The sequence below is a fragment of the Bradyrhizobium sp. JYMT SZCCT0180 genome (assembly GCF_018130165.1).
Taxonomy (GTDB): domain Bacteria; phylum Pseudomonadota; class Alphaproteobacteria; order Rhizobiales; family Xanthobacteraceae; genus Bradyrhizobium.
In genome coordinates this window covers 120,747-142,700 of sequence record NZ_JAFCLZ010000007.1, presented here as the reverse complement: position 1 = coordinate 142,700, position 21,954 = coordinate 120,747, and the positions used below count along the sequence as shown (strand labels likewise).

Sequence of the window (21,954 nt, the reverse complement as noted above, 5' to 3'; positions counted from 1 at the left end):
CCCTTATGCCGCTTTCGCCGACGGCCACCACGCATATGCCAGCCACGCGATGCCGTGAGATATCAGGTCGACGCCAAGGACAAATCCAAGCACCCAGAGACCGGTCACCGGGAATCCCGTCAGAATCACGAGACCAGCCAGGACTCCGAACGATCCCGACAACAGCATGATCCAGCCCGCATCTTTCCAGTGGCTGAAGCCCAGCAGAACTCGAACGATGCCGGATACCAGCAGCAACAGGCCGAGGACATAGGTGAGGATCAAGGCGCTGGCGACCGGTTGGCTCACCAGCACCGCGCCGAACGCGATGTACAGAATGCCCAGCAGCACCTGCCATACGAAGCCGCCCCATCCCTTGGTCCAGAACGCATGAATCACTTCGAAGGCGCCCGCGATGATCGAGATCCAGCCGATGAACATCGTGCTGATAACGGTCACGAGCACGACGTCACCCAACACCAGGATTCCCGCGGCGATCATCACCAGTCCAAGGAGGACGCAGATCCAGAATGGTGGCGCGGACAGGCCATCGGCGCGCAGACGTGAACTACCGTCGTAAGTGGTCATGTCGTCCTCCTCGGGTTCAGAGCCCGTTCGATCGAATGAGCGGCGCAGCGCCGGCCGCTCGCGGCTCGCGTCAGCATTCTGAAATTGGCTATATCCATCGCCAGCCACAAACGCGGCGCCCGCGGTGCCAATAACAGACCCAACGGCGCCGGCGGCGACGATGGATTGGCCGCCGTCGCGGCGGACGAACGTCAGGACGCGGGGGCGGCCGGCGGGTGGAGGCCTGAACCCGTACCGTGAGATCATCCTCCTTGCTGCCGGGATCCTTGCTGCCAAGGTCCTTGCCAAGATCTTTCTGGGGCGCGAGGGGCATGGCCTCGACCACGGCCGGCAGCGAAGTTGCGGCAAAACCCGCGGCTGCGGCCACACACAGAATGCCCCGTAATACGCTGCGACGCTCGATTGCATCCATTGGGCTCACTCCTTTGACCAGCGCCTTGTTATTGTTTCTCCGCGGAGAAACGCACGTCTCGCAATTGGGGATCAGGTCGATTTCGCGCCTTCGACCGCGGGGTCGTCACTTGGGATTTCTCCCGGCAGGTAATTCGGGAGCTTTCCGGCCGGGAACACCGCGAGCAAGGCGAGGCCGGCCATGATGAGCAGGCCGATCTTCAGCGCGCGCAGCCGCGCCTCCGTGTTCACGCGCACGGCTTCCTGCACCTGCTGCGGCGTGGCGGTGGTGTTCTCCATCACGCTCCGCAGGCGCTCGTTGCTGACGAATGTGATGTTGTTGAGATCGACCTGGCTCTGTATCTCCTTGGGTAGTACCGGATTTGCGGCGATGCTGCTGACGGCGATCGCGCTCAAGAGGCCGACAAGCAGCGCGCCGGCGACGGCTGTTCCGACGGCCGCGGCGAGATTCTGCGTGGTGCCGCGCGCCGATCCGACGTCGCCTGCCAGCGACTTGGGCGAGGCGGTGACCAGTACGTTGAACAGCAGCGTGACCAGCGAACCCTGGCCGATACCGAACAGAACGAGGCCGAACAGCACGGGAATCTCGCTCCAGTCGTTCCGCACCACGAACGCGAGCCACACCAGTGCAATCGTGCAAAGCCCAAAACCATAGCGGCCGATCTGGCGGGGCGTCAGTTTGTCGTAGACATTGACGATCAGCATCGCCGTGAAGAACACCGTGAGATTGAACGGCATCATCGCGATCGCGGTCGCGAGAGGGGAGCGGCCCTGTACGATTTGAATGTACAACGGCACAGTAAAGTTGAGCGCCGCCTCCAGTGCGACCACGGCAAACAGCCCGTAGACCGCCGCGCGTTCCTGCGGCGAGTCGATCACCTCGAGGGCAAGCAGCGGCGTCTTCCCGGCCGCCTGGCGCCGATGCGTCCAGATCAGAAAGGCCTGGCCGAGTACGATACCCAGAACGATCATGACCGGCGCAGGCGAAAGGCCAAGCAGGTTGAACGGCGCATTGGGCGTTGCCAGCGCCAGGCCCCAGCCGTTCAGGTTATTGAAGCCGAAACTGATGAGGATGATGGCTGTTGCCGCCAGAACGACGCCGGTGATGTCAATCTGGACGTCCGGCCGTCCGTGGTCGGGCCTGAGGCGGAAGCTCAAAACGAAAACAATGGCGGAGGCGGCGATCAGGATTCCGAACGCCGGACGCCAGCCGATATATGTACCGAGGACGCCGCCAATGATGAACGCCAGCACGCCGGCGGCGGCCCGCGCCGAACCAAGCGCACCCACGGCGGTCGCCTGTTGGCGCCCGGTATAATTCTCGGCGATCAGCGCCACCAGCGACGGCACGATCACGGCCCCTGCCGCGCCGCAAAGCGCCTGGGCCGTGATCATCAGGGTCGCGGTGGGGCTGAATGTCATCAAGATCTGCGCGGCACAGAACAGGACGACGGCGGCGCGGAAGACCTGAGCGGCGCCGAACCGCTGGGCGAGTTTCGCGCCCAGCATCACGAAGCCGGCAACCAGCATCGAATAGGCCACGATGCCGGTCGCGACGGTCGTCGGCGGCACGCCGAAGCTCTGCACCATGCCCCCCATCGCGACCGGCAGCGAAGCGACGTTGAAGGACATGATCATCTGGCCGAACGCAATGGCGATCATCGGCACCCATGACGCCTGCGCGTCTTCGCGGATGTCGCCGATTGAAATCGAGTGCGTTGCCATGGCGTCCTCCGGCTTGTTCGGTTCCGGATCGGTCGGGTCTTGCGGCCCGTCCCAATCCCTGTGGCATCTGATTCATTCTTCCGGTTGCGACACGAACAGATCCATTCCCAGCCGCTGCGACAGGAATTTTGCGGCGAGCTGTCCCTTGACGCTGTTGCCTGCGGCGTCGAGCGGGGGTGCGAAGGTTCCGAAGCCGCCTTTACCCGGGGAAACGGCGACGATGCCGCCACCGATTCCGCTCTTTCCGGGCAGGCCGATGTCGTAAAGCCAATCGCCCGAAGTCTCGTACAGTCCGGCGGTGATCATCACCGCCAGCGCGTAATGACAGACAGCGGGATCGACCACGCGTTTTTTGGTGATGGGGTTGACGCCGCCGTCAGCCAGCGTCGCGCCCATGACCGCGAGGTCCCGGGCGCTGACATTCAGCGAGCACTGCCTGGTGTAGAGGTCAGTCGCTTCCTTTGCGTCGCAGTAGACCCGATCGAAACTCTGCAGCAGGCGCGCAATGCTGCGGTTGCGGAAGTTGGTATCCGACGCCGAGGCATAGACCTCTTCATTCAGCGGCAGCTTTCGGCCCGCGAAACGCGACAGTCCGTCATGGATGAATTGCCATTTTTCATCCGCGGTCGTGCCCGACGCCAGGCTCGTCGTTGCAATGGCGCCCGCATTGACCATCGGATTGGTCCGGCCGCCGCCGTGCTCGATGGCGGCGAGGGAGTTGAAAGCAAGGCCAGTGGCGTTTGCTCCGAGCTTGGCGCGCGCTTCTTCCGGTCCGATCGTCTCGCATACCAGCGCGAATACGAACGGCTTTGACACGCTCATGATCGAGAATTCGTAGTCGGTGTCCCCGGCGGCATAGACGCGTCCGCTGGTGCCGACGACGCAGACACCGAACAGATCGCTGGGGATTCTGGCCAGCGCCGGATAGACTTGCGAGTTTTGGCCGTCGGTATTTGATTTAAAGCGTCGCTGCGCTTCGGACACGAGTTCCTGCACCATCTCGGGCTCGGGCAGATGCCCTGTCGAAATGTATGGCCGCTCGGCTTGTGCCGTGATCGATGGCGAGTCCATGGGACTCCTCCTCAATCCTGTTTGTACGATCCTGCTCGTGGGCGCCGGGGCATCGGCAACGTTTGTTGCTCATTGAGCAACCGATCACGTGGGATCTTGTCAGCTCTTTTTATTCGGCCCGACAAACAAGCGCTCGTAAGTGCACGGAGTCAAGCATACAACCTGCCGCACTGGTTTGCGCAACGTGCGCTTCGTCGTGAAAAGTTGTGGCAAATCCGTGCAACGCGATGGCACAAACTGCATATGCTGGGATGAAGTCCTCAAGACCCAGTCCGTGTGCGCCGCAGCTTGCTAGTTTCCCTTCGGCCCGGCGGGGCCGGGAGGACCTGCTGGACCGGGCGGCCCAGCAGGTCCGGGAAGGCCGCAGTTCTGTATCACCACGTCTCTGGTATCCGGCCCTGACGTGATCTTCACGATACAAGTGGAGGGGAATTCTGCTCCGACCCACCTGAAACCGCCCGTCGATGTGCTCTCAATCTGCAGCGTTTTGGTCGGACTAATCTTGATCTCCACCTTGGGTTCGCGCGGTCGCCTGACCCGCCCGGCGATAACCAGCTCGCCTCGCGATATGGAGGCGGTCGTGATCAGTATTTCTGCCTGGGCATTTCCGCTCAACGTGACCAGACAAGCGGTTGAAGCAACTGCCACTGTGCCGATAAGCTTTGTGCGCATAGCAAGTCTCCCCTGCAATTTGTAATACGGGACTTGATCACTGGCGCTCAATGTTAGCTGTGCGATCGCATGGAAGGGTTGGCGGCGTGTGTGCTTTGCTACAAAAGTTTGTGACAAATTACGCTATCGGGTGGCACGAACTGCATACCGGCTAGCGGACGGCTGAAATAGAATGGGGTGCCGCGAGGCAGGGCAGCAGCACCGGGGGAGCGGATGCGCGCTGGTATTCCGCCGAGACGCTGGTAGCGTCGGTTAGCAGCAGGCACTCCTATCGCGGATGCAAGATGCGCGCTCCGATCATGACGCGGCCGACCGCGGAACCTGATTCAACTCCCGCTCAAGGCGGGGCGCTGGTCGATCCCCGCCAGGGCGATATCGAGGATGATGCGTCCAGCCCCGGACAGAGATCGCTGCTGGCGATCGCCGGCAGTCTGCTGGTTGAAATCAGTCTGCCGAAATTGCTGTTCGCCTGGACCGTCTCGCTGCTGTTACCGGCGGTGCTGCTCGGCCTTGCGCCGCTGATCGCGACGGCCTGGTTTTCCTCCGTATCCGAACACGTTCTGGAACTGACCGGGATCGGCGCGGCGCTGCTGCTGGTCGCGGTCATCGCGCTCGGATGGTTCGGATGGCGGCCGCTGTTTCGGGCCGCTGAGACAAATTTCTGGTCGCTCAATGCGCTCGCCGTCCAGCCCGGATACGCGTTTGGCCGCGAGGCGCTGCGGCATCTGGCGGAACTGGCGTTCGGCAGGAATGCTGACGCGGCGGGGCGGGCACGGCTGCGTGCGGCGAGCTCTGCCGGCGCCGGCATTGTGCTCTGCCTGTGTGCGGCGGCAGCCGCGATTCTCGTTTGGCCGTTCTCGCGGTGGATCGGTTCGGTGCCGGACCTTGTGCTTCTGCATCGCCTGATCGTTCCGACATTGGCCAACGCCGTCATGCTGGTATCGGCTTATCTTGCATTCGCGTCGCTGGTCTGGGGCTTTGCGGATGCCACCATGGATCAGCCGCTCGATCTTCCCGGATTCGACGCCGCGCCGTCCGGTTGCCGGACCTGGCGTGTCGCGCATCTGTCGGACCTTCACGTGATCGGCGAGCGATATGGCTTCCGCATCGAGAGCGGACGTGGCGGCCCGCGCGGTAACCAGCGCCTTGCGCGGCTGATGGTCCGTCTTGCGGCGATCCATGCCGTCGACCCGCTCGACCTCATCCTTGTGACCGGCGACATGACCGATGCCGGCCGCGCGACGGAATGGGCCGAGTTCCTCGACGTGGTGGCGCTGCATCGTGACCTCGCGGCTCTCATGGTCATGTTGCCCGGCAATCACGATGTGAACATCGTCGACCGCGCCAATCCGGCCCGGCTCGATTTGCCCTTCAGCCCCGGCAAGCGCCTGCGGCAGATGCGGACGTTGTCGGCTGTCGCGGCGGTGCAGGGGGAACGCGTGCATGTCGTCGACGACGCGGGAAAGCCGGTTGCCACCCTCAACGAGGCGCTGGCGTCGCATCGAAAGCGGATCGCCGCCTTTGCCGAACGCGGCGGCTTGCGCCGCGCCGCCGGGCTGGTCGGGCTGTTCGACGACCTGTTTCCGATGCTGTTGCCACCCGATCGGGAAGACGGATTAGGCGTCCTGATCCTGAACTCCAACGCCGATACGCATTTTTCCTTCACCAATGCGCTCGGATTGGTTTCCGTAGAACAGATGCGCCGGCTCGCGGCGGTGCTGGGTCGCCTTCCCCGTGCGCAATGGATCGTCGCGCTGCATCATCATCTGATCGAATATCCGATGCCGGTTGCGAGTTTTTCCGAACGCATTGGAACCGCGCTTGTCAACGGCAGCTGGTTCGTTCGCAAACTCAGGCCTTTCGCGAAGCGGGCCGTAGTCATGCACGGCCATCGTCATATCGACTGGATCGGCGCCTGCGGTGCGCTGAAGATCATCTCTGCTCCGTCGCCCGTCATGGGTGGCCCTGATGCCAAACCGACGCATTTTCTGATCCATACGCTGGCTGCTGGTTCGGGCGGGCAGCTCTGTCTGCTCCCGCCGCAGCGCGTCGAGATCGCCGGCGACACCGGCGGTTAGCTTCTGTCGGCCCTTATTGCTTCGATCCGCCGAGCAGATCGGCTACCCAGCGGCTTGACGGATGCTGGGCACAGAAGGTGAGGATCGCAAGCGCGATCGGCACGCCGATAAAGGTTCCGAACAGGCCCCACTGAAAAGTCCAGAAAAAGATCGCGAACAACACCACCAAAGGCGATATCGAAAGCATGCTGCCGGCAACGCGCGGCTCAACATAACTGCCGACCACGAACTGGATGATGTTGAGGCACGCGAAGAGGGCAAGAACCGCTTGCCAGCTCTCGAATTGCGTCATCGCCAGCAGGGTGGGAAACAGCGTTGCGATGAAGGGCCCGATAAAGGGAATGTAGTTGAGCGCGAAGGCGATCACGCCCCACTCCAGCGCGAACGGCAATCCGGTGATCCAGGCGAACGCACCGACGAGCAGGCCGGTGATGGCGCTCATCTGCGTCCGAACCAGGAGGTATTTCCGGAATTTGGCCGCGGTCGCCGCACTGCCGTCGAGCAGTACGCGCGCAACCTCGGGCTTGCCGAGCGTCTCGATCCTTCGTCTGGCATCCTCTACTTCCAGAAGTCCCAGCACGACATAGACAAGTGCAATCACCCAGAAGCTGAGCGTGGTGTTGACGCGGCCAGTGACGAACTGCGTTGTGCGCATCAGCCATCCGACGTTGAAATGCTCGGCCCACAAGCCGGCAACGGAGACGCCATGGCCGTCGAGCCACGTCACCATGGCGCCATAGAGCGCCTGATAGCGCACCGTATCGGCCATCAGTGATCGTCCCACCCGCCCAAAGCCCCAGGCCGCGAGCGAGGCGAAAGCGAGGCAGACCACGATCGTGACCACGATGGTGAGCGCCAATGCCAGCAGTTTCGGCATTTTTGCCTGCAGCCGGCTCTGCAGCGGCCAGACGATCGCGATGATGAAAAGCGCCAGCGCCAAAGGCGCGAACACCGCGCTCGCCTGCCTGAGAGCGGCCGCCAGCAGCACCACTGCGATGATTCCGACCGCGAACTTCATGCGACGCCTGCTAGGCTTATTACCGGCGGACAACTAGTAGCGAATTTCAGAGAAGGCATCCAATCCCAATTACCCAAGGGGGTGGCATGCACCGGTGGGGTGACACGAGGCTTTGAATCAGGTCGGGAAGGCTAGATCCGGGCGAGGATGATATGGGCCTGGATCTTGGCCGATATCTCGCCGCTGCCGTGCCTGGTAGCGATGAGCGAGGCCGCATGGTCGGTTGCGGCTTCCAGCCGGTCCGGAGCCCGCGCTTCGATCTCGTTGCGCAGCGGGGTTCCCTGGCAATAGGCCAGCGCGACGTGGCGGGCAGAGGGAGCGCGGCTTTGCGCTGCCCTTGTCTCGATCGTCACGTCGGTAAAGCCGGCTTTCGCCAGATCGCTGCGGATCAGCGCGGTGTCGTGATAGCCGTGGGGCGTGCGGGCCATGAAGCGGGGAGGGTCGTTTGGAAAGAACGTCGCGAGCGCGTCGGTGACGTCGTTCGCGAACACATTCTCCTCGATGCGATCCCAGGCGTTGAACAGGAAACTTCCGCCTGGCCTCAGAACCCGGCGGGCTTCGCGGCAGCCGGACGGGCGATCGGGAAAGAACATGACGCCGAACTGGCAGCAGACGAGATCGAACGCGGCGTCCTCGAACGGCAGCGCCTGCGCATCCGCCTTTTGCCAGGTGATGCGGTTGTCCGCGCCTTGTCTTGATTTCGCATAGTCCAGCATGGGCTGATTGAGGTCGGTGACGACGTATCTGGCATCGGGCGACAGTATTGGCGCCAGGGCGCGCGTGACCACGCCGCTGCCGGCCGCGGTTTCCAGCACGGACTTCGGCGCCAACGCGGCGACGCGTTCTGACATGTCCCGCGCGTAGCTCGCGAAGATCAACGGAACCATATGGCGATCATAGTTTTCCGGGATCGAGCCTGCGAACAGCTTGTCGGTTTCCGACATCGCGGTCTCCTGCGTTGCGCATGGTGGTTTTGCTTGCAGTCTTGTCTCGCGGCCCTATAGATTTTGACAGCTCTAAAGAAAAAAGAAAACATTCTGGGAGGCGGAAATTGCGCGCCATTTGCTCCGGCAGGTTGAAATTCGCTTTCCCAGTGCTCTTGTGCATTGCGCTATGCGCCGCAGGTCCTGCAGCCGCACAGAAGAAGGGCGGCACGTTGCGGCTCTATCACAACGACAATCCGCCGAGCACGTCACTCCTGGAAGAAGCAACCATTGCTTCGGTGCTGCCGTTTGCAGCGGTGTTCAACAATCTGGTCGTGTTCGATCCGGCCAAGCCGCACGAGAGCATGGAGACCGTGATCCCGGATCTGGCCGAAAGCTGGTCCTGGGACACGACCAACACCAAGCTGACCTTCAAGCTGCGGCAGGGCGTGAAGTGGCACGACGGCCAACCCTTCACGGCGAAAGATGTGCAGTGCACCTGGCGAATGCTGATCGGCAAGACCGAAAACCAGGATTTCAGGCGCAACCCGCGCAAGGTCTGGTACACCAAGCTGCAGGACGTCAGCATCAATGGCGACCATGAGGCGACGTTCGAACTGAGCGAGCCGCAGCCGAGCCTGCCGGTGCTGCTGGCGAGCGCGTTTTCAGCCGTCTACCCCTGTCACGTGCCGCAGGCTGTGATGCGGAGCAAGCCGATCGGCACCGGACCGTTCAAGTTTGTCGAATTTAAACGCGGCGAGTCAATGCACGTCGTGCGCAATCCGGATTACTTCAAGAAGGACCGTCCCTATCTCGACGAGATCACGGTGCGCACGATCGACAACCGCGCCACGCGGATGCTGGCATTCTCGACCGGCGACTACGACATCACCTTTCCTTCCGACGTCAGCGTTCCCCTGCTGAAGGACATCAAGGCGCGGGCGCCGAACGCAATCTGCGAGATGACCGGCACCGGCACCCAGATCAATCTGCTGGTCAATCGCGTCAACCCGCCGTTCGACAATCCCGACATCCGCAAGGCAATGTCGCTGGCGCTCGATCGCAAAGCCTTCAATACCATCCTGATGGAGGGCAACGCGCGGCTCGGCGGGGCGATGCTGGCAAAGCCCGAGGGCGAATGGGGCATGTCGCCGGAAATGGTGTCGTCGCTGATGGGTTATGGCCCTGACATCGCCAGGAACGTCGCGGAAGCCCAGGCGATCATGCAGAAGCTCGGCTACAGCGACGCCAAACCGCTGCCGATCAAGATTCAGACCCGGAACCTGCCGACCTACCGCGACCCCGCGGTGATCCTGGCCGACCAGCTCAAGAAGATTTACATCGTCGGCGAACTCGACATCCTCGATACGCCGCGATGGTATGCGCGGCTGGCGAAAAAGGATTTTACGATCGGGTTGAACGTCACCGGCGTCAGCGTCGACGATCCCGACGGCAACATCGTCGAGAATTATTCGTGCAAGTCCGAGCGCAACTATACCCAGTACTGCAATGCCGAAGTCGACAAGCTGCTGGCGGCGCAGTCGCGCGAACTCGACAAGGAAAAACGCCGGAAGATCGTCTGGGATATCGAGCGCATATTGGTCGACGACGCCGCGCGTCCGATCATCCTGCACTCATCGGCCGGAAATTGCTGGCAGCCCCATGTGAAGAACTTCAAGCCGCACGACAACAGCCAGTACAATAATTTGCGGTTCGAGGATGTGTGGCTGGATCGCTGAATGTCACCCCTCATGGTGAGGAGCGCGTCTTTCGCGCGTCTCGAGCCATGAGGCCCGTGGCCATCCTTCGAGACGGCCGCTTTGCGGCCTCCTCAGGATGAGGGCCGTAGAGACTACGACTGGCTCTGCCACTGCCCTGATCGCCCGGCCTGCTCGACCTTGACCGCAACCGTCAGCGTCTCGTTGCCGCCGCCATAACGGGTGCCGCGGACCGGGGCCGCGCCGAGATAGTCGAGGCCGATCGCAATGCGGGCGTGGGCGTCCGTGGTGCAGATGCCGTTGGCGGCGTCGAAACCGACCCAGCCCAAATCAGGCACGAAGGCTTCGGCCCAGGCGTGGCCGGCCTGCTGGTTGACGGTGCCGTCGGAGCGCAGGAAATGCCCGGAGACAAACCGCGCCGGCACGCCGCCCGAACGCGCGCAGGCGATGAAGATATGCGCGTAGTCCTGGCACACGCCGCGCTTCAAAGCGAAGGCCTCCGCCGCCGAGGTGCCGCTGTTGGTCGGGTCCTCGTCGAACGTCATGTGCTCGTTGATCTGCACCATCAGCGCATGCAGGAAGCCGAGCACGTCGTCGCCCGATTCCGAACGCATCTCGCGGGCAAAGGTCGCCATCGCCGGATTGACTTCGGTCAGCGCGGTGGGGCGCAGGAACAGGCTCGGCGGGAAGCGCTCGTCGGTGCCGCGCAGCACGCCGCCGGTGTCGTGGGTCTCGATCAGGCCCTCGACATTGATGGTGAGGTCGGCGAGCGGCCCGTGAGTCAGGACATGCGTGACATTGCCGAACGCGTCCTGGTGCATGTCGAGCCGGGAATCGGTGGAGACGTCGATCTGCCACTCGGCGACATACTGCCCGTCATGGCTGCCGGGCGTCATCCGCAGGATCTGGATCACCCCCGAGGCCGGGGGCTCATAGCGATAGCTGGTGGTATGGGCAATTCGCAGGCGCATGGGTAGACCGAAAATGAAGCGGGTGTTTCTTTGTAGACTAGAGCAAGAACTTCGTCATGCCCGGGCTTGTCCCGGGCATCCACGCCTTCTTTCTAGGTCCGCTCCTAAAGCAGACGTGGATGGCCGGGACAAGCCCGGCCATGACGGCATCAGATCAGATATTGTTTCGTGATGATCTCACCCAGCCGAGCGTTATCCGCAATGAATTCCTGGATGAATTCATGGACGCCATGCTGGAAGATATCGTCCATATGGCTGTGTTCAAGCCGGTTGCGGACGCCGCGGGCGTGGCGCTGGGAGGCGCCCTGGCGGCCATAGGCGACGCCAATCTGGTCGAGGTTCCGCACCAGATTGCTGTAGCAGCTCGCCAGCGAGCGCGGCAGCGTGTCGTTGAGGATCAGCAAGTCAGCGATCAACCAGGGCTTTAGCGTCTCGCGGTAGACCCAGTGATAGGCCGTCAGCGCCGACACCGAGCGCAGGATCGAGGTCCACTGGTAATAATCCAGCGGACCGCCGACATGTTCCTCCTCCGGCAGCAGCACGTGATATTTCACGTCGAGAATGCGGGCGGTGTTGTCGGCGCGCTCCAGATGCAGCCCGAGGCGCGAGAACCAGTAGGCGTCGTTGCGCAGCATGGTCCGGTAGGCCGAGCCGTCGAAGCGGAGCGAGGTCTCCTGCACGAAGCGCAGGAATTTTGCGAGTTCCTCGCGGCTCGACGTGCCTTTGCCCCACACCTCCTGCAGCTCGATCCAGGCCGAGTTGATGGTGTCCCACATCTCGCTCGTCAACGCGGTGCGTACCGAGCGGGAATTGAGCCGCGCTGCCTCGATGCAATTCTTGATCGAGGAGGGGTTGGACGGTGAGAACGCCAGGTACTCGACCACGTTCTGTTCGTTGGCTTCCTGATAGGCTTCGTAGAAGCTGGCGCTGACGCCGGCGGTCAATAGCGCGGAATCCCACTCATTGGTCTTGCCGATATAGGCGGCGGGAAGAGCGGTCACGCGCAACGTCGCGTCGATGGTGCGCGCGAGATATTCCGCGCGCTCGACGTAGCGGGCCAGCCAGTACAGGTTTTCGGCGGTGCGCGACAGCATCTCTATTCGTCCAGAATCCAGGTGTCCTTGGTGCCGCCGCCCTGGCTCGAATTGACCACGAGCGAGCCTTCCTTCAGCGCCACGCGGGTCAACCCGCCCGGCACGATGGTGACGTGATCGCGCCCGGTCAGCACGAACGGCCTGAGATCGACGTGGCGCGGCGCGAGGCCGGATGCGGTGCAGGTCGGGCAGGTCGACAGCGCCAAGGTCGGCTGCGCAATAAACCCTTCGGGCTCGCGCTTGAGCTTGTCGCGGAACGCCTCGATGGTCGCCTTGGTGGCGGCGGGGCCGATCAGCATGCCGTAGCCGCCGGAGCCGTGCACCTCCTTCACGACGAGATCCCCGAGATTGTCGAGCACATAGGCGAGGTCCTTCGGCTCGCGGCAGCGCCAGGTAGGCACGTTCTTCAGGATCGGCTCTTCGCCGAGATAGAATTTCACGATGTCCGGCATGTAGGAATAGACCGCCTTGTCGTCGGCGATGCCGGTGCCGACGGCGTTGGCGAGCGTGACGTTGCCGGCCGCATAGGCCGACATTAGCCCGGGGACGCCGAGCGCAGAATCCGGGCGGAAGGTCAGGGGATCCAGGAAGTCGTCGTCGACGCGGCGGTAGATCACATCGACGCGCTTGAGGCCCTCGGTGGTGCGCATGAACACCTCGTCGTTCTTGACGATGAGGTCGCGGCCCTCGACCAGCTCGATCCCGAGCTTGTCGGCCAGGAACGAGTGCTCGTAATAGGCCGAGTTGTAGACGCCCGGCGTCATCAGCGCGACCACAGGCTCGGCGGAAGCGGAGAGCGGCGCCACCGAGCGCAGCGCGGACAGCAGTTCGTCGGGGTATTTCTCCACCGGTGCGACGCGGTGGCGGGCGAACAGATCCGGAAACAGCCGCATCATGATTTCGCGGTTTTCCAGCATGTAGGACACGCCGGACGGGGTCCGCGCATTGTCCTCCAGCACGATGAAATTGTCGGCATCGACCCGGACGATATCGATCCCGGCGATATGGACGTAGACGTCATGGGGGACGTCCTGGCCGTTCATCTCGGGGCGGAATACCGGATTCTGGAAGATCAGGTCGTCGGGGATGATGTTGGCGCGCAGGATGTCGCGGCCGTGATAGATGTCGCGCAGGAACATGTTGAGGGCGCGGACCCGCTGCTTCAGGCCCTTTTCCAGCAGCGTCCATTCCTTGGCCGACATGATCCGGGGGATCACGTCGAAGGGGATCAGCCGTTCCTGGGCTTCGGCGTCGCCATAAACGGCGAAGGTGATGCCGATCCGGCGGAACAACAGCTCCGCTTCCTGGCGGCGATATTCAAGGGCGTCCGGAGGCGTCTCCTTCAACCAGCGGGAGAGTTCCTGGTAGGCGGGCCGGAGGTCCCCGCCGGGGCCATTCATTTCATCAAACGCGACTGCCATAAATCCTGACTATCTTTCGAAGCCATGCGACACAGTGCATGACTTCACGGGATGGTAGCAAGGGCCGGGCCAGCGCGATATGCATGGGCTGGGGCATTTGGTATGGGGGTGTTTCCCCGTGCTGCCTGAAAAACCGGCTGCCGGGTGCTTATTTCGGCAGCAAAGCCCCGTGACTTCAATGCGTTGGATGCGCATGGTCAGGGGACAGGGTGAGGAAGAGGAAATGAGTGAGATCGTCACAGCGGGTATTCTGGTCATTGGTGACGAGATCCTGTCCGGCCGGACCAAGGACAAGAACATCGGCTTTATCGCCGAGTACCTGACCAATATCGGGATCGACCTCAAGGAAGTCCGCGTCGTCGCTGACGAGGAGGCCGACATCATCGCCGCCCTTGATGCACTGCGAAAGCGCTACGATTACGTCTTCACCACCGGTGGCATCGGGCCGACCCATGACGACATCACGGCCGACAGCGTCGCCAAGGCGTTCGGCGTCGGCATCGATCATCATCCCGAGGTGGTGGCCCGATTCCGCGAGCGCTGGACCGAGCAGGATCTGAACGAGGCGCGCTTGCGCATGGCCCGCGTCCCTGACGGTGCCGAACTGATCCAGAGTGCGACCATCCTGGCGCCCGGCTTCAAGCTCGGCAACGTCATCGTGATGGCCGGCATTCCCACGATCATGCAGGCGATGATGGACATTGTCGCGCCGAAGCTGAAATCGGGCGTGCGGATGCTGTCGGATTCGGTCCGGGCGAATGCGCGGGAAGGCGACATCGGCGGCCCCTTGCGCGCGATCGCGAGCGCTCATCCCGACACCATCATCGGCAGCTATCCGTTCCAGGACGAAGACAAGAAGCCGAACACCAATCTTGTGGTCCGCTCGCGCGATCCCGACAAGCTTGCCGCCGCGATGGCTGCGGTGAAGGAGATGCTGGCGGGTTTGAACACGCCGCGATAGCACCGATGATTTCGACCAGGCCAATCCGCGCCGACGATCTCGAACTGGTGTGCCGGCACCGTGAACAGATGTTCCGCGAAACCGATGCGCCGGGCAGGACCGAAGAGATTTTGGAAACGCAGACCGCGCATTTTCGACCCTGGCTGGCCAAGCATCTCGGTGACGGATCGTATTTCGGCTATATCGTCGAGGAGCACGGCAAGCCCATCGCGGGAATCGGGCTGATGACCATCGAGTGGCCGCCGGGGCCCTCCCATCCGACGCAGGACAGGCGCGGCTACGTGCTCAACGTGTTTGTCGAGCCGTCGCATCGCAAACGGGGAATTGCCAAGGCGCTGATGGACCGGGCGGATCAGGAATTCGCCAGGCGCGGCGTGGCGTTCGCGATATTGCACGCCACGAAGATGGGACGGCCGCTGTACGCGCAACTGGGCTGGTCGGCGACCAGCGAGATGGCAAAGTCGCTATAGTTGAGGAGATCAAAGGTGGCCGATCGTTTTGGAGCGAAGTCATGAGCGAAAAAGTCACTCCGCCGCTGGAGAAGGCCTTTCCGGTCTCGTGGGATCAGTTTCACCGGGATTGCCGGGCGCTGACCTGGCGGCTCAACGAGGTCGGGCCGTTTCATGCCATCATTGCGATTACCCGTGGTGGGCTGGTGCCGGCCGCGATCGTGGCGCGCGAACTCGGCATTCGCATCATCGATACCGTGTGCATTGCCAGCTATGACCACACCCGGCAGGGCGACCTGAAGGCTCTGAAGGGCGTTTCGGCTGATGTGGCAAAGCTCGGCGGCGGTACCGGCAAGGGGCTGTTGATCGTCGACGACCTCGTCGATACCGGCAAGACCGGCCGGCTGGTGCGTTCGATGATGCCGGAGGCGCATTTCGCGGCTGTCTACGCCAAGCCGCAGGGCAAGCCGCTGGTCGATACCTTCATAACCGAAGTGTCGCAGGACACCTGGATTCACTTTCCCTGGGACACCGCGCTGTCGTTCCAGCCGCCGATCCGCGACGGCGCCTGAGTTTTTCTTGACCTCGCCCCGCTTGCGGGGAGAGGTCGCCGCGCTCTTACGCGCGGCGGGTGAGGGGGTACCGCTCGTAACGCACTCACCGGATTTGCGGATAGAAAGTGCCCCTCACCCCAACCCTCTCCCCGCAAGGGGCGGGGAGAGGGAGCAGACCCAATGCCGCTGCAAAACCGCGTCACGCCCTCGGGCGACATCGTCGCCGATCCGCACCGCGGCCTGTTCACCGGCAATCGCGGCATCATCCACGATCCCGCAACCAAGACGCTGCTGAACAAGCGCTGGGCGAGCCCGGCGTGGATCACCTGTGTCTGCGAGTTCAGGGGATGGCGGCGCAAGGTGATGGGCACGCGCAGCTGGACCGAACTGTTCTTCCTCGATGAGGCGACCGCGTTCGCCGCGGGCCATCGCCCCTGTTTCTTCTGCCGCCGCGACGACGCCAACCGCTTTCGTGCGGCGTGGGAACAGGGCAACGGCGTCGCCAATTTGCTCGCGCGGGATATCGATGCTGTGCTGCATCGGGAGCGGCTGGACAAGGGTAAGAAGCGGCTGCACGCGTTGCCGATGCCGGTTGAGAAGCTGGCTGATGGGACTATGGTGCAGGCGGGGGCGGAGAGTTTTCTGATCGTGGCGGGCAGGGCGCTGCGATGGTCGATGGCGGGATATCGACAGGCGGGCCATGCGATCGAAGACGCGATGCTGCTGACGCCGCCGTCGACGCTGCGTGCGATCAGCGCTGGGTATCGGCCGGTGTTGCATCCGAGTGCCACGGCGTAGCCCTTTAGGGATCGTCATTCCGGGATGCGCCACTTGGCGCAGGCCCGGAATCCATAACCACGATCGTGCGTATGGATTCCGGGCTCGCGCTTCGCGCGCCCCGGAATGACAGCTACCCCAACTGCTGCCGCGCCAGCTTCGCCCCAGCCCCGAGCGCCGCCAGCTTTGCCTCCGCGATATCCCGGCGCATCGGCGCCATGCCGCAATTGGTGGTCGCGACGATGTTGGCCTTCGGCACGAATTTCGACACGGCGTCGATCACCTTGACGACGTCCTCGGCGGTCTCGACCGTGTCGCTGGCGACGTCGATCACGCCGGCCTGGACGATCTTGCCGGTCAACAGCGCCAGCAGATCCAGCGGCACCTTGGAATTGCGGCATTCGATCGCGACCTGCTGGATCGAGCTTTTGGCGATCGCCGGGAAAATCTCCTCGTACTGCCGCCACTCGCTGCCCAGCGTTTCCTTCCAGTCGGTGTTGGCTTTGATGCCGTAGCCGTAGCAGATGTGCACGGCGGTGGCGCAGGTCAGCCCCTGCGCGGCGCGCTCCAGCGCCTTGATGCCCCAGTCGGAAACCTCGTCCATGAATACGTTGAAGGCGGGCTCGTCGAACTGGATGATATCGACGCCGTCGGCCTGCAGCGCCCGCGCTTCCTCGTTCAGCAGTTCGGCAAAGGCGAACGCCATCTTGACGCGATCGCCGTAATGGCCGTCGGCCACGGTGTCGATGATGGTCATCGGGCCGGGCAAAGTGAATTTCAGCTTGTGTTTGGTGTGGGCGCGGGCGACGCGGGCCTCATCGGCATGGACCCGGCCTTTCAGGGTCAGCGGCGCGACCACCTGCGGCACCATCGCCTTGTAGCGGTCTTTGCGGATGCCCATCTCGACCTTGTGGGCGAAATCGATGCCGTCGACCTTTTCCAGAAAGCCGTGGACGAAATGCTGGCGGGCCTGCTCGCCCTCGGTGACGATATCGACCCCCGAATCCTCCTGCAGCTTCACGGCCAGCATGGTGGCGTCGCGCTTGGCGCGGGCGAGTTCATCGCCCTTGGATTTCCAGGGCGCCCATAGCGTGTTCGGCTCGGCCAGCCATTCCGGCTTCGGAAGTGAGCCTGCGATCGTCGTTGGAAACAGCATGGGAGCCTCCCGGGTGGTTCTGATTGAGCGCCTGTCTGCCATGTCTTATGATCGGCGTACAGAACAACAAAAGTCGTTCTCGCCGGGAATAATCCGGCAGGTGCGGCTGCCGGGGAAACCATGATCGACTTGCACTACGCGCCGACGCCCAATGGCTGGAAAATCTCGATCATGCTGGAGGAACTCGGGCTCCCTTATACGGTGATCCCGGTCAACATCCGCGCCGGCGAGCAGTTCGAACCTGAATTCCTCGCGATCAGTCCCAATAACCGCATTCCGGCCATCGTCGACCATGCGCCGGCCGACGGCGGCGCGCCGTTCTCCGTGTTCGAGACCGGTGCGATCCTGATTTATCTCGCGGAAAAGACCGGCCGCTTCTTGCCCACAGACGCGCGCGGCCGCTCCCACGCGGTGCAGTGGGTGATGTGGCAGATGAGTGGGCTCGGGCCCATGCTCGGCCAGCACGGCCATTTCGCGCTCTATGCGCAGGAAAAGATCCCGTACGCCATCGAGCGCTACCGTGACGAGGCGGCGCGGCTCTATCGCGTGCTCGACACCCAACTGGGCAAGACTGGGGCCTATATCGCGGGCGAATATTCGATCGCCGACATTGCCTGCTTCCCCTGGACCATGACCCACAAGGCGCAGGGCTTTACGCTCGACGATTATCCCAACATCAAGCGCTGGTACGCCGTCGTGCGCGCCCGGCCGCAGGTGCAGGCGGGATTGGCGATCGGCAAGTTCGTCAAAGAACCGTTCGACGAGGAAGCGCGCAGGAACATGTTCGGCGCGAAGGCGAAGGAGATGGTTGGACGGAAGTGACAATTCCCAACCCTCATGGTGAGGAGGCGCACTTGCGCCGTCTCCGGACGATGCTACGCATCGCCGGGAGAACCATGAGGCCACAGACGGGCCTGCATCCTTCGAGACGCGCGTTCCGCGCTCCTCAGGATGAGGGTCGATAATCAAAAAGGAAACGCCATGATCGAATTCTTCTTCGACTGTTCCAGTCCCTGGACGTATCTCGCCTTCCATAACATCCAGCCACTTGCAAAAGAACTCGGCGTCGAGATTTCGTGGCGGCCGATCCTGGTCGGCGGCATCTTCAACACGGTCAATCCCAGCGTTTACGCCCAGCGCGAGACGCCGGTGCCGCTGAAGGCGCGCTACATGAAAAAGGACCTTGCCGACTGGGCGCGCTCCGCCGGGCTTGCGATCAAGATGCCGCCGACGGTGTTTCCGGTGAACAGCGTGAAAGCGATGCGCGGCTGCATCTGGCTGGGCAAAGAATCTGAAAAGCACATGGTGCCGTTCGCAAGTGCCGTCTTCGAGACCTATTGGGGCGGCGACAAGGACATTTCGCAGGATTCGGTGCTGACGGAAGTCTGCAAGAGCGTCGGCGTCGATCACGTCAAGTTCTTTGCCGGGATCGGCGAGCAGGCGATCAAGGAACAGCTCAAGGCCAACACTGACGAAGTAATGGCGCGCGGCGGCTTTGGTTCGCCGACCATCTTCGTCGGCAAGACCGACATGTACTTTGGTAACGACCGCATGCCGCTGATCCGCGAAGCCGTGCTGCGGCTGCAAGAGAAGGCTGCCTGATGCCGAAAGCCGTCGTCTGCCGCGAGCTGGGTCCGCCCGAGAGCCTGCGTCTCGAAACGTTCGAATCGGCACCTCTGGCGCCGGGGCAGGTGCGTGTCGCGATCCGCGCCGCCGGGATCAATTTTCCCGATGTTCTGATGGCAGCGGGGCAGTACCAGCTCAAGCCGCCATTGCCGTTTACGCCGGGCGTCGAAGCCGCGGGCGACGTGGTCGAGGTCAACGACGCAACGGGTGTCAAGGTCGGCGACAAGGTGATCGTCAAGATGCGCCACGGCGCCTATTGCGATGAGGCCGTGGCCACGCCGTCGCAACTCGTGCCGCTGCCATCGACCTTCGACTATGCGGAGGGCGCGACGTTCCTGGCCGGTCACGGTACGGCCTATCATGCGCTGATCGATCGCGGTCAGCTTCAGCCGGGCGAAGTGCTGCTGGTGCATGGCGCTGGCGGCGGGGTCGGGCTTGCCGCTGTCGAGATCGGCAAGATGCTTGGCGCCACCGTGATTGCGACCGCCTCGAGCGACGAAAAACTTGCGATCGCCGGGGCGAGGGGCGCCGATCATCTGGTGCGCTACGACCAGGAACCGTTTCGCGACGCGGTAAAGCGCATCACCGACGGGCGCGGCGCGGATGTCGTGTTTGACCCCGTCGGCGGCGAGGTGTTCGAGAACTCGATGCGCTGCATCAACTGGGGTGCGCGGCTCCTGATCATCGGGTTCACCGGCGGCATCGGGCTCGCCAAAACCAATCTCTTGATGATCAAGGGCGCGAGCGTGCTCGGCGTGCGCGCCGGCGAGGCGGTGCGGAAAAATCCTGTTCTCGGCGAGGTCAGGATCAAGGCGCTGACGGAATGGGCCGAAGCCGGAAAAATCCGCCCCAACATCTCGCACCGGCTGCCGCTGGAAGATTACGCCCGCGCGATGCGGCTGTTGATCGACCGCAAGGCGATCGGCCGCGTTGCGCTGACGATGGGGTAGATTGTCATGCCCCGCGAAGGCGGGGCATCCAGTACGCCGAGAATTTCGTGATGATCGAGATGCCTGCGTTTACTGGATCACCCGCCTGCGCGGGTGATGACAGTGGAGGAGGCGAACCTGCCATCCTTCAGGAACGCAATCGTCTGCGCAATCGCCGCACGATTCCCCGGCAGCCAGGGATGTGACGTGCCGATCACAACATGATCCGCCATCCCGTCGAGTTTCGTGTTCGCAACCGACACCCTGCCGTCATGCGGCTTCGGCAGGAAGCGCGAGAATGTCGGATCGACCGACCGGTTTCCCGCGATGATGCCGACGGGATAATCGACCGGCGGAAACAGTGCGTTGGTGGCTGCATCGCGCCGGGTCACGAGCTGCTCACCGGCAGGGCCGAACCAGGCGCGATAGAGCGAAACATTCTTCAGGCGATCGGCGATCTCGCTGCCGCCATTGGGCGTACCGAGCATCACGACGCGGCCCAGGCGCTCAGGCCGATATCTGGAAAGGTAGACGCGCGCCAGCAGGCCGCCCATCGAATGGCCGACGAAATGAAGCTGGCCTGCGATCCCGGCGGCTACGTGTGTGACGGCGGGGTGGATGTGCTCAGCCAGCGCTTCGAGGGCGTGATGGCGGCTGGGATAGTCGATGTTCAGAGTGGCGAAATCGGCGGCCTCGAGCGCGGTCTGCATTTTCCGGAATGACAGGGCCGTCCTGCTGATGCCGTGCAGCAGAACGACGCCGTCTTGAACATCAGTCATCTCGAGATCCCCCGATGTGCGATTGCACATCTGAGGTTCGATGCTTCGCATCGCCCAGGGATGACGGCTTCGCCGTCACTTATATTCCCGCTCGTCCCACCACGGGTAATAGTCGGGCATATCAGTTGAAACCTTGTTCTTGAATTGCGCGGGGCGCTTTTCCAGGAACGAAACCACGCCTTCCTTCACGTCGTCCGAACGGCCGCGGGCGTAGATGCCGCGGCTGTCGACCTTGTGGGCTTCCATCGGATCGTCGGCGCCCATCATGCGCCACATCATCTGGCGGATCAGCGCCACCGAAACCGGCGCGGTCTTGGCCGCGATTTCCGTGGCGAGCGCGCGGGCAGTCGGCAGCAGATCATCCGGCGGCACCACCTTGCTGACGAGGCGGCCGGCGAGCGCTTCCTGCGCGGGGAAGACGCGGCCGGTGTAGCACCACTCCAGCGCCTGGGCGATGCCGACGAGGCGCGGCAGGAACCAGCTCGAGGCGGCCTCCGGCACGATGCCGCGCTGGGAGAACACGAAGCCGAAGCGCGCGGCTTCAGAAGCGATGCGGATATCCATCGCGAGCTGCATGGTGACGCCAATGCCGACCGCGGGTCCATTCACCGCCGCGATTACCGGCTTTAAGCACTTGAAGATGCGCAGCGTCACCTGTCCGCCGCCGTCGCGCACCTGCGGATCGCTGTAATCGACAGTGCCATCCGCAAGCCGCTTCACCGGCCCACGCCGCGCGTCGCGATCGAACGTGTTGGCGCCCGAGGAGAGATCAGCGCCGGCGCAAAAACCGCGGCCGGCGCCGGTGACGATGATGGCGCGGACATTGTCGTCCTTGTCGGCCGCGTCGAACGCGTCGATCAATTCCTGCTGCATGGTGCCGTTGAAGGCGTTGAGCTTGTCGGGTCGGTTCAAGGTGATGGTGAGAATCTGCTCGGCGACCTCGTACTTGATGGTCTCATACGCCATGGGGTTTCCTCTCTCTAGATTGTTTTTTCGTCTGGCTCATCCGTATCGTCATGCCCGGGCTTGTCCCGGGCATCCACGTCTTTCTGTC

General features: G+C 62.9%; 20 protein-coding genes. 9 read left to right on the top strand and 11 right to left on the bottom strand.

All coding sequences use genetic code 11. From position 1 onward, the window contains the following. Positions 1-3: 3 nt before the first annotated feature. From JQ641_RS12425 to glsA, 3 genes are all read right to left on the bottom strand, one after another. Positions 4-567, bottom strand: a complete 564-nt coding sequence (locus tag JQ641_RS12425; protein ID WP_211996260.1) for an HdeD family acid-resistance protein — start codon at positions 565-567, stop codon at positions 4-6. 483 nt (positions 568-1,050) lie between these two features. Next, positions 1,051-2,703, bottom strand: a complete 1,653-nt coding sequence (locus tag JQ641_RS12420) for an MFS transporter (protein ID WP_249150379.1) — start codon at positions 2,701-2,703, stop codon at positions 1,051-1,053. Between the two features lie 72 nt (positions 2,704-2,775). Further along, positions 2,776-3,774, bottom strand: coding sequence for a glutaminase A (glsA, locus tag JQ641_RS12415; protein ID WP_211996259.1), 999 nt, complete (start codon positions 3,772-3,774; stop codon positions 2,776-2,778). A 956-nt stretch (positions 3,775-4,730) separates the two neighbouring features. Here glsA and JQ641_RS12410 point away from each other — a divergent pair. After that, positions 4,731-6,524, top strand: coding sequence for a metallophosphoesterase family protein (locus JQ641_RS12410; protein ID WP_249150378.1), 1,794 nt, complete (start codon positions 4,731-4,733; stop codon positions 6,522-6,524). Between the two features lie 13 nt (positions 6,525-6,537). Here the strand turns inward: JQ641_RS12410 and JQ641_RS12405 are convergent, their stop codons facing one another. After that, positions 6,538-7,542, bottom strand: coding sequence for an AI-2E family transporter (locus JQ641_RS12405; RefSeq protein ID WP_211996258.1), 1,005 nt, complete (start codon positions 7,540-7,542; stop codon positions 6,538-6,540). Positions 7,543-7,673: 131 nt separating this feature from the next. Then, entirely contained in the window at positions 7,674-8,486 is an 813-nt protein-coding gene (locus JQ641_RS12400) for a class I SAM-dependent methyltransferase (RefSeq protein WP_211996257.1), read from the bottom strand. Positions 8,487-8,635: 149 nt separating this feature from the next. On the opposite strand from JQ641_RS12400, the gene JQ641_RS12395 reads away from it, so the two are divergent. Continuing rightward, positions 8,636-10,204 carry an ABC transporter substrate-binding protein gene (locus JQ641_RS12395; protein WP_349628544.1) on the top strand — a complete coding sequence of 523 codons (1,569 nt, stop codon included), beginning with the start codon at positions 8,636-8,638 and terminating at the stop codon, positions 10,202-10,204. A gap of 113 nt (positions 10,205-10,317) precedes the next feature. Here JQ641_RS12395 and JQ641_RS12390 read toward each other — a convergent pair whose 3' ends face one another. From JQ641_RS12390 to JQ641_RS12380, 3 genes are all read right to left on the bottom strand, one after another. Further along, positions 10,318-11,154 (bottom strand): transglutaminase family protein, encoded by an 837-nt coding sequence (locus JQ641_RS12390; RefSeq protein WP_211996255.1) that lies wholly within the window; start codon positions 11,152-11,154, stop codon positions 10,318-10,320. 149 nt (positions 11,155-11,303) lie between these two features. Continuing rightward, positions 11,304-12,248 carry an alpha-E domain-containing protein gene (locus JQ641_RS12385; protein WP_192734059.1) on the bottom strand — a complete coding sequence of 315 codons (945 nt, stop codon included), beginning with the start codon at positions 12,246-12,248 and terminating at the stop codon, positions 11,304-11,306. A gap of 2 nt (positions 12,249-12,250) precedes the next feature. Continuing rightward, complete coding sequence (locus tag JQ641_RS12380) at positions 12,251-13,669, bottom strand: circularly permuted type 2 ATP-grasp protein (protein WP_192734058.1); 1,419 nt, start codon at positions 13,667-13,669, stop codon at positions 12,251-12,253. 223 nt (positions 13,670-13,892) lie between these two features. Here JQ641_RS12380 and JQ641_RS12375 point away from each other — a divergent pair, with 223 nt between their 5' ends. The 4 genes from JQ641_RS12375 (at position 13,893) to JQ641_RS12360 (ending at position 16,431) form a co-directional block, all read left to right on the top strand. Further along, the gene (locus JQ641_RS12375) at positions 13,893-14,630 is read left to right on the top strand and encodes a competence/damage-inducible protein A (protein ID WP_211996254.1); all 738 of its coding nucleotides are present in this window, start codon (positions 13,893-13,895) and stop codon (positions 14,628-14,630) included. A gap of 5 nt (positions 14,631-14,635) precedes the next feature. Continuing rightward, on the top strand, positions 14,636-15,100 hold the full coding sequence (locus tag JQ641_RS12370) for a GNAT family N-acetyltransferase (RefSeq protein WP_211996253.1): 465 nt from the start codon (positions 14,636-14,638) through the stop codon (positions 15,098-15,100). A 41-nt stretch (positions 15,101-15,141) separates the two neighbouring features. Beyond that, positions 15,142-15,651, top strand: a complete 510-nt coding sequence (gene gpt, locus JQ641_RS12365) for a xanthine phosphoribosyltransferase (protein WP_192734055.1) — start codon at positions 15,142-15,144, stop codon at positions 15,649-15,651. A 162-nt stretch (positions 15,652-15,813) separates the two neighbouring features. Continuing rightward, positions 15,814-16,431 carry a hypothetical protein gene (locus JQ641_RS12360; RefSeq protein ID WP_211996252.1) on the top strand — a complete coding sequence of 206 codons (618 nt, stop codon included), beginning with the start codon at positions 15,814-15,816 and terminating at the stop codon, positions 16,429-16,431. Positions 16,432-16,543: 112 nt separating this feature from the next. Here the strand turns inward: JQ641_RS12360 and JQ641_RS12355 are convergent, their stop codons facing one another. After that, positions 16,544-17,566, bottom strand: a complete 1,023-nt coding sequence (locus tag JQ641_RS12355) for a methionine synthase (protein WP_211996251.1) — start codon at positions 17,564-17,566, stop codon at positions 16,544-16,546. 120 nt (positions 17,567-17,686) lie between these two features. Here JQ641_RS12355 and JQ641_RS12350 point away from each other — a divergent pair, with 120 nt between their 5' ends. From JQ641_RS12350 to JQ641_RS12340, 3 genes are all read left to right on the top strand, one after another. Then, positions 17,687-18,388 carry a glutathione S-transferase N-terminal domain-containing protein gene (locus JQ641_RS12350; protein ID WP_211996250.1) on the top strand — a complete coding sequence of 234 codons (702 nt, stop codon included), beginning with the start codon at positions 17,687-17,689 and terminating at the stop codon, positions 18,386-18,388. A gap of 159 nt (positions 18,389-18,547) precedes the next feature. Then, a complete protein-coding gene (locus tag JQ641_RS12345) occupies positions 18,548-19,168 on the top strand; it encodes a 2-hydroxychromene-2-carboxylate isomerase (protein ID WP_211996249.1) in 621 nt (206 codons plus the stop codon). After that, positions 19,168-20,142 (top strand): NADPH:quinone oxidoreductase family protein, encoded by a 975-nt coding sequence (locus JQ641_RS12340; protein WP_211996248.1) that lies wholly within the window; start codon positions 19,168-19,170, stop codon positions 20,140-20,142. Before JQ641_RS12345 ends, JQ641_RS12340 begins: the two co-directional genes overlap by 1 nt. A 77-nt stretch (positions 20,143-20,219) precedes the next feature. On the opposite strand, the gene JQ641_RS12335 is transcribed toward JQ641_RS12340, so the two are convergent. Beyond that, positions 20,220-20,900 carry an esterase/lipase family protein gene (locus JQ641_RS12335; protein ID WP_249150377.1) on the bottom strand — a complete coding sequence of 227 codons (681 nt, stop codon included), beginning with the start codon at positions 20,898-20,900 and terminating at the stop codon, positions 20,220-20,222. Positions 20,901-20,975: 75 nt separating this feature from the next. Beyond that, on the bottom strand, positions 20,976-21,866 hold the full coding sequence (locus JQ641_RS12330) for a crotonase/enoyl-CoA hydratase family protein (RefSeq protein ID WP_211996246.1): 891 nt from the start codon (positions 21,864-21,866) through the stop codon (positions 20,976-20,978). Between the last annotated feature and the right edge of the window lie 88 nt (positions 21,867-21,954).